At 68.6% G+C, this 5141-nt stretch carries 6 protein-coding genes and 1 tRNA gene; 5 read left to right on the top strand and 2 right to left on the bottom strand.

Translation table 11 applies throughout. The features are described 5' to 3' along the window. The first annotated feature begins 130 nt into the window (after window positions 1–130). The 4 genes from J0F76_RS19865 to J0F76_RS19850 all read left to right on the top strand — a co-directional run bounded on the left by J0F76_RS19865 (window position 131) and on the right by J0F76_RS19850 (window position 3557). Complete coding sequence (locus tag J0F76_RS19865; RefSeq protein WP_207472128.1) at window positions 131–1276, top strand: acyl-CoA dehydrogenase family protein; 1146 nt, start codon at window positions 131–133, stop codon at window positions 1274–1276. A 2-nt stretch (window positions 1277–1278) separates the two neighbouring features. Beyond that, on the top strand, window positions 1279–2286 hold the full coding sequence (locus J0F76_RS19860; protein WP_207472127.1) for an enoyl-CoA hydratase/isomerase family protein: 1008 nt from the start codon (window positions 1279–1281) through the stop codon (window positions 2284–2286). Next, entirely contained in the window at window positions 2283–3149 is an 867-nt protein-coding gene (gene mmsB / locus J0F76_RS19855) for a 3-hydroxyisobutyrate dehydrogenase (protein WP_207472126.1), read from the top strand. The genes J0F76_RS19860 and mmsB overlap by 4 nt, the downstream gene beginning before the upstream one ends. A gap of 90 nt (window positions 3150–3239) precedes the next feature. After that, the gene (locus J0F76_RS19850; RefSeq protein WP_207472125.1) at window positions 3240–3557 is read left to right on the top strand and encodes a hypothetical protein; all 318 of its coding nucleotides are present in this window, start codon (window positions 3240–3242) and stop codon (window positions 3555–3557) included. Between the two features lie 12 nt (window positions 3558–3569). Here the strand turns inward: J0F76_RS19850 and J0F76_RS19845 are convergent. Together J0F76_RS19845 and J0F76_RS19840 are read right to left on the bottom strand one after the other, a co-directional pair. After that, window positions 3570–3643 (bottom strand) — tRNA-Gly (locus J0F76_RS19845). A gap of 41 nt (window positions 3644–3684) precedes the next feature. Continuing rightward, window positions 3685–4137, bottom strand: a complete 453-nt coding sequence (locus J0F76_RS19840; RefSeq protein ID WP_207472124.1) for a nucleoside deaminase — start codon at window positions 4135–4137, stop codon at window positions 3685–3687. Window positions 4138–4246: 109 nt separating this feature from the next. On the opposite strand from J0F76_RS19840, the gene J0F76_RS19835 reads away from it, so the two are divergent. Continuing rightward, the coding region (locus J0F76_RS19835; RefSeq protein WP_207472122.1) for a pseudouridine synthase at window positions 4247–5141 on the top strand (895 nt) is incomplete at its 3' end.

Below are 5141 nucleotides of genomic sequence, written 5' to 3'. Positions count from 1 at the left end.
CAGGTCTGCGATCTGTTCTCCGACGAGGAATGCTACAACTACTTCAAAGCCGCAGGTTATGAGGTCGATTGAGTGCAACAGGCTCTAAACGCATGTTCAATTTGCAGTCGTCCAGGGGAGGGATGGAGGCATGGACTTTTCCTTGACCGAGGAGCAGGCGGCCATCGTGGACATGGCCCGCGACTTTGGCGCCGACCGCATCGCCCCCCATGCGCGGGCGTGGGAGGCCGACGGCACCATCCCGCGCGACCTGTGGCCCGATGTCGCTGCCCTGGGCCTTGGCGGGCTTTATGTGGCCGAGGCATACGGGGGCTCGGGCCTGTCGCGGCTGGACGGCGTGCTGGTGTTCGAGGCTTTGGCCGCGGCCTGCCCCTCGGTCGCGGCGTTTCTGTCGATCCACAACATGTGCGGCGGCATGATCGACAAGTTCGGGTCCGACGACGCGAAAGCCCGCTGGCTGCCCGGCCTGTGCAGCATGGACACGGTGTTCTCCTATGCCCTGACGGAACCGGGCAGCGGGTCGGACGCAAGCGCCCTGCGCACCCGCGCCGACCGCACCGACGGGGGCTGGCGGCTGAACGGCACCAAGGCCTTCATCTCGGGCGGGGGCTATTCGGACGCCTATGTCGCCATGGTCCGCACCGGAGGGGACGGCCCCAAGGGTATCAGCGCGGTGATCGTGCCGGACGGCACGCCCGGCCTGTCCTTCGGCGCGCCCGAGGACAAGATGGGCTGGCGCGCCCAGCCAACCGCGCAGGTGCAGTTCGACGACTGCGAGATCCCCGCCGACAACCTGCTAGGGCAGGAAGGCCGGGGCTTTGCCTATGCCATGGCGGGGCTGGATGGCGGGCGGCTGAACATCGCGGCCACCGCGCTTGGCGGGGCGCAGGCGGCGCTTGACGCGACGCTGGCCTATATGGGCGAACGCCGCGCCTTCGGCCAAAGCCTGGACCAGTTCCAGGCCTTGCAGTTCCGCTTGGCCGAGATGGAAACGGCGCTGCAATCATCGCGCGTGTTCCTGCGCCAGGCGGCGTGGAAGCTTGACACGGGCGCCCCGGATGCCACCAAGTTCTGCGCGATGGCCAAGCTGCACGTCACCGACCGCGCCTTCGAGGTGGCCAACGGCTGCCTGCAACTGCATGGCGGATACGGCTATCTGGCCGACTACGGGATCGAGAAGATCGTGCGCGACCTGCGCGTGCACCAGATCCTGGAAGGCACCAACGAGATCATGCGCCTGATCGTGTCCCGCGCGATGCTGGCCGAACGAGGGTAGGAATGGACGACCTGAACATCCGCAAGTCCGGCCGCGCCGGGCGCATCACCTTTACCCGGCCCAAGGCGCTGAACGCGCTCAGCCACAACATGGCGCTGGCGATCCACCGCACGCTGGACGGTTGGCGCGACGATGGGGACGTGGCCCTGGTCATCATCGACGCCGAGGGCGAGCGAGCCTTCTGCGCGGGCGGCGACATCGCGGCGGTTTATCGCGCAGGGCTTGCGGGCAATCACGCGCTGGGGCAGCGCTTCTTCGCGGACGAATACCGCATGAACGCGGCCATCGCCGACTACCCCAAGCCCATTGTGGCCTTCATGAATGGCTTCGTGATGGGCGGCGGCGTGGGCGTGGGCGGGCACGCCAGCCACCGCATCGTCGGCGACACCACCCAGATCGCCATGCCCGAATCCGGCATCGGCCTGATCCCCGACGTGGGCGGCACCTGGCTTCTGTCGCGCGCGCCGGGGCGGATCGGCGAATACCTGGCCCTGACCGGCGCGCGGATGGGCGCGGGCGACGCGATCCACGCGGGCTTTGCCGACACCTACATCCCCGAGGAGCAGTGGCCCGACCTGATCGCCCGGCTGGAAGCCACCGGCGACGTCGCCCTGATCGAGGGCGGGGACGCGCCCTCGGCCCCCCTGCGGACGCTCGACCTGTCGCCCTTCGCCAAGGACACGGTGGCCGACATCATCGACGCGCTGGAGGAGGATGGCAACGCGCAGGTGCTGAAGGTGCTTGCGGGCAACTCTCCCCTGTCGATGGCGGCGGGGCTGGCGATGGTGCGGGCCGCGCGGGACGACACCCGGATGCAGGATTCGCTGGCGCGCGAATACCGCTTCACCCATCGCGCCACGCAGGAAACCGACTTTCTGGAAGGCGTGCGCGCGCAGATCATCGACAAGGACCGCAAGCCCCGCTGGATGGCCGATGCCAGCCCCGACCATGTCGCGGCGCTGCTGGCGTCCCTGGGCCCGCATGAACTGACCCTGGAGGAAACGGCATGAAGATCGCATTCATCGGGCTTGGCAACATGGGCGCACCGATGGCCCTGAACCTGACGCGCGCCGGGCACGGCGTCGCGGGCTTCGATACCGCCGCCTGCCCCGAGGGGCTGGACCTGGCCCCCAGCGCGGCGGCTGCGGCGGCGGATGCCGACGTGGTCATCACCATGCTGCCCAACGGGGACATCCTGCGCGCCGTGGCGGCTGAGGTCATCCCGGCGATGAAGCCCGGCGCGGTCTTCTGCGACTGTTCCACCGTCGATGTGGACAGCGCCCGCGCCGTGGCGGACCAGGCACGGGCAGCGGGACTGGGGGCGCTGGATGCCCCTGTCTCGGGCGGCATCGGCGGGGCGCAGGCGGGCACGCTGACCTTCATGGTGGGCGGGCCGGACGACGCCTTCGCGACCGTGAAGCCCTTGTTCGACATCATGGGCCAGAAGGCCGTCCATTGCGGCGCGTCCGGCGCGGGCCAGGCCGCGAAGATCTGCAACAACATGATCCTGGGCGTCACCATGATCGCCACCTGCGAGGCCTTTGCCCTTGCCGACAAGCTGGGCCTCGACCGCCAGAAGATGTTCGACGTGGTGTCCACCTCCTCCGGCTACAGCTGGTCGATGAACGCCTATTGCCCGGCGCCGGGCGTGGGTCCGGCCTCGCCCGCCGACAACGGCTACAAGCCCGGCTTCGCGGCGGAGCTGATGCTGAAGGACCTGAACCTGTCGCAGGCCGCCGCAGCATCCGCCGGGGCCGACACCCCGATGGGGGCGCTGGCCCGGCAGCTTTACGACCAGTTCGTCACCCACGAGGACGGTCGCGGCAAGGATTTCTCGGCAATGTTGCCACGGTTCGTTGAAAAAAACCGCTAGAAGCGCGGAACCTTTCACTTCGCAGGGAACTTGGGCATGTCCCGTCAGGTTTTGCCCTGACAAGGACAGACAGCGCCGGACCAGACGACCATGAAGCCCAAACCCTCCCTGATCGCGACCGCCATGGCGGCTGTTATCGCGATAGCGCTTTCAGCCAGCTATGGCCTGCAAGCTCAGGGCACGCTGGAGCAGAGTGCTGCCAAGGCCATCGACCCCCTGCTGCCGGGCGACGTTCTTCCGGCGGGCGATGTGCATTTCATCGAACAGCCCGGCCGATACGGTCTGGGATCCGACCTGCGCGGCAGCCGCTATGCCATCGTCGATGGCCATCTGGTCCGCGTGGACCGCGAAAGCCTGCGCGTCCAATCCGTCCTGCGCAGCAACGTGGCGGTCCGATCCACCGACTGATCCGGGATAGGGTGGAGCGGGTGATGGGAATCGAACCCACGTATTCAGCTTGGAAGGCTGCTGCTCTACCATTGAGCTACACCCGCGTCGGGGATGGTTTAGCCGAGGCGCGCGCAGGGTGCAACCGTCATCGGCGCGTCTGGAAGAAGCCCTGCAACAGCGCCCTCGCCCTGTCCGCGCCGATCCCGTCATAGACCTGCGGACGGTGGTGGCATTGCGGATGGTCGAACACCCGCGCGCCATGTTCGACCCCGCCCATCCGCACGTCGCTCGCGCCATAGTAAAGCCGCCCGATCCGCGCGGCCGAGATCGCCGCCGCGCACATCGGGCAAGGCTCCAGCGTGACCCAAAGGTCGTGGCCGGGCAGCCTTTCGGAACCGGCGGCGGCGCAGGCGGCACGGATTGCCAGGATCTCGGCATGGGCGGTCGGGTCCGACAGTTCGCGCGTGCGGTTGCCCGCCGCCGCCACCACCCGCCCCTCGGGCGACACCACGACGGCGCCCACCGGCACCTCGCCACGCCGGGCCGCGGCCCTTGCCTGATCCAGCGCCAAGGCCATATGTGATGTGAAGCGGCTCATGCGCCGCTTGTCGCAAGGGCGGTGATGCCGCGCAAGTCGCCCTTTCCACCGGCTCGCGCACCCGCTAGAAGCGCGGCTTTGCCACCGCAGCGATGCGCAGGAGATCGCCATGACCGACGACAACACCCCCGCCCCCCAGGACAAGCCCGAACAGTCCCCCGACCGCATCGCCAAGGTGATGGCCCGCGCGGGCGTCGCCAGCCGCCGCGAGGCCGAGCGCATGATCATGGAAGGCCGGGTCACGGTGAACGGCAAGAAGATCGACAGCCCCGCCCTGGACGTGCTGCCCAGCGACCGCATCACCGTGGATGGCAAGAAGCTGGACGAGCCGCAGGAAACCCGGCTGTGGCTGTATTACAAGCCCCTGGGCCTGGTGACGACCGAATCCGACGAGAAGGGCCGCCAGACGGTATTCGACGCCCTGCCCCGCGACCTGCCGCGCGTGATGACGATCGGGCGGCTGGACCTGACCTCGGAAGGGCTGCTGCTGCTGACCAACGACGGAGAGTTGAAGCGGCGGCTGGAACTGCCCTCGACCGGCTGGCTGCGGCGTTACCGCGTGCGGGTGAACGGGACGCCCAGCGACATGACCTTCGCCCCCCTGCGCCGGGGCGTGACCATCGAGGGCGAGGATTTCGCGCCCATGGAGATCAAGCTGGACAGCCAGCAGGGCGCGAACGCCTGGCTGACCGTCGGCATCCGCGAGGGCAAGAACCGCGAGATCCGCCGCGCGATGTCCCATGTGGGCCTTCAGGTGAACCGCCTGATCCGCATCGGCTATGGCCCCTTCAAGCTGACCGGCATGGAAAAGAACGAGGTGGTCGAGGTCAAGCGCCGCATCCTGCGCGACCAGCTTGGCGGGCTGCTGACGGGCGAGGAGACCACCCCCAGGGAACGCGAGATGCGCCCGCGCGGCGCCGAAGGCCCGCGCAAGCCGCGCCGCGACGAGGGCGACGCCCCGCGCCGCACCTTCCGCTCGGCCGAGGGCGGGGAAGGCGAAGGCC

This window comes from Paracoccus fontiphilus (assembly GCF_017356265.1).
GTDB lineage: Bacteria > Pseudomonadota > Alphaproteobacteria > Rhodobacterales > Rhodobacteraceae > Paracoccus > Paracoccus fontiphilus.
The sequence above is the reverse complement of the archived record's forward strand: the minus strand, read 5'-3'. Positions and strand labels throughout refer to the sequence as shown.